Below are 2,312 nucleotides of genomic sequence, written 5' to 3' on the forward strand. Positions count from 1 at the left end.
ACCACCTCGTCGCGCTCGCCCGGGCGCGAGGAGGTGACGAACTGGATGAGCGCGCGCTCGCCAAAGGAGAGCGAGGCCACCGGCCCCGGCTCGAAGTCCTTGTGCTCGCCCACCCGCGCGGTGTCCACCCAGCGCCCGTCCTCCAGGCGGCTGCCGTAGAAGTTCACCAGGCAGGTGTTGAGGTGCCAGCCGGCGGGCATGTCCGGGCCGCGGAACATCCGGCGCGCGAGCTGCTCCACCTTGTCCACCTGGCGCTGGAGCACCGCTGGGAAGGGCTCGGCCTTCACACAGCGGTTCTTCACCCCCTTGGGCGGCCGGTAGTAGTCGAGGCACGCGAACTGCCAGTTGCCCAGCCAGTACACCGGGCGCAGCAGTCGCCGCTGGGACTGGCCCGGGGGCGGCGGGAAGTGCTTGGAGTAGCGCTCCTCCCACAGCGGATGCAGGGTGCCGAGCCAGGAAAGGATTTCCGTGCGGTCGGCCGCCGACAGGAAGCTCGCGTTGTAATGGTGGCCCGGCGTGCGCTGGCGTGCCTTGTGGGCCAGCGAGCGGCCGAAGCGGGGCGGGTAGGCCATGGGTCCTCCTTGCACTACCACAGCGCTCCGCGCATGGGGGCTCGCTCCGACGCCTCCCCTCCTCCCAGGCGTCTCACACCGGGAGACGCGTCAGGAAATCCAGCCATTTATACCGCGCCTCCTCGCCTGAGGGGTGGAGGGGGAGGACCACCCCGGCGGTTCTGCGCCATACTCGGAGGAGCACCGGGCCGTGCTCTGGAGACACAAGGAATGTTCAAGAAGGTTGTTCTCGCGCTTGCCGTCGCCCTCGTGGGCCTCGGCGCCGTGGTGGCCTCGCGGCCGTCCACCTACCACATCGAGCGGTCCATCACCGTGGCCGCCCCCGTCGATCTGCCCTTCGGCTTGGTGAACGACTTCCACAAATGGAAGTACTGGTCGCCGTGGGACGCGCTCGACCCGAAGATGAAGAAGACCTTCGACGGGCCCTACGCGGGGCCCGGCGCCATCTACGCCTGGTCCGGCAACAAGGACGCCGGCAAGGGGCAGATGACCATCCTCGAGTCTCAGCCCTACGAGAGCATCCGCATCCTGCTCGAGTTCTCCGAGCCCTGGGCCTCCACCAACACCACCACCTTCACCTTCCAGCCCGTCGCCGAGGGCATCCGGGTGACGTGGGCCATGGACGGCCAGAACGGCTTCCTGGGCAAGGCCTTCTCCCTCTTCCTGGACATGGACGGGATGCTGGGAAAGGACTTCGACAAGGGCCTGGCCACCATCAAGTCGCTGACCGAAGGGGAGGCGAAGAACCGGCGTGAGCGCGAGGCCCGGCTCAAGGCCAAGGCCGAGGAAGCCGCGCAGGCCCCGGCTCCCGCCGCGGCGCCCCAGGCGACCACGACCACGCCTTGACGCAGGCCCTCTGGGGAGGGAGGGGCCAGGGGCATGCCTCGCCGCTCCCCCTCCATGCGCCCCACGGAGCCAAGGGCGACCTGGCGACCGCCACCCGGGCGCGATGCGCACGATGAGGGAAAGAACCTGTGTCGCCGCCCGGAGCCTGGGGCGTGGGCACCCAAGGATGGAGCGAGGCCATGGACAAGAAAGAATGGCTCAACCGGCCGATGGGCATCCCGGTGGACCCTGAGAAGCAGAAGGACCCGGAGGACTACGGGGACCGGGTTCCCGCCGAGGGCCGTGCCGAGAGGCTGAACGACATGACCGGCCAGAATGGCGGCCAGCGCAGCGAAGTCAGCGGCCACCCCACCGAGGACGAGGGCGTGAAGGGAGGCGCCTTCGAGCGGTACGGCGGACGGGGCGAGCCGCCGGAGGATGTGGACTGATTCCGGACGGACCCTGAAGAGGTCCATGGCGAGGAGTCGCGTCAGCGCCCGGCGTATCCTTCGGGAATGATGCCGCGACACGCCTCTCGTATCGTCCTCTTCCTCTGCCTCACCGTGGGACTGGGGGCCTTCGGTCAGGTCCCCACTCCCTCCGCCCAGGCCCAGGCGCCCCAGGTCACCTTCGAGGTGACGGTCCCTCCCGAGACCCCGCCGGACGCGGAGGTGTGGCTCTCCGGGAACCACGCCGCCCTGGGCCAGTGGAACGGCGCGGGCGTGAAGCTGACGCGCTCGCCGGAGGGGCGCTACACCACCCGCCTCCCGCTGCCGGCGGGCACCGCGCTCGAGTACAAGGTGACGCGCGGCTCCTGGGCCACCGTGGAGAAGGACGCCTCCGGCCAGGAGCTCCCCAACCGCGCCTTGCGCGTGGGCAGCCGCTCCGAGCGCGTCTCCCTCACCGTGGCCCGGT

4 protein-coding genes are annotated in these 2,312 nt (G+C 69.9%); 3 read left to right on the forward strand and 1 reads right to left on the reverse strand.

Annotated elements, in window-relative coordinates; genetic code table 11:
- Window positions 1-572, reverse strand: a 572-nt coding sequence (locus VF697_RS13225) for an alpha-ketoglutarate-dependent dioxygenase AlkB (protein WP_331094859.1), incomplete at its 3' end; no start/stop codon positions are given.
- A 210-nt stretch (window positions 573-782) separates the two neighbouring features.
- Here VF697_RS13225 and VF697_RS13230 point away from each other — a divergent pair.
- The 3 genes from VF697_RS13230 to VF697_RS13240 all read left to right on the forward strand — a co-directional run.
- On the forward strand, window positions 783-1,418 hold the full coding sequence (locus VF697_RS13230; RefSeq protein WP_331094861.1) for an SRPBCC family protein: 636 nt from the start codon (window positions 783-785) through the stop codon (window positions 1,416-1,418).
- A gap of 179 nt (window positions 1,419-1,597) precedes the next feature.
- Window positions 1,598-1,846 (forward strand): hypothetical protein, encoded by a 249-nt coding sequence (locus VF697_RS13235; protein WP_331094863.1) that lies wholly within the window; start codon window positions 1,598-1,600, stop codon window positions 1,844-1,846.
- Window positions 1,847-1,912: 66 nt separating this feature from the next.
- Window positions 1,913-2,312: CBM20 domain-containing protein (locus VF697_RS13240; RefSeq protein ID WP_331094865.1), on the forward strand; the 400-nt coding region annotated here is incomplete at its 3' end.

Origin of the sequence: Archangium sp., from assembly GCF_036388035.1 — a bacterium.
Lineage (GTDB): Bacteria > Myxococcota > Myxococcia > Myxococcales > Myxococcaceae > Archangium.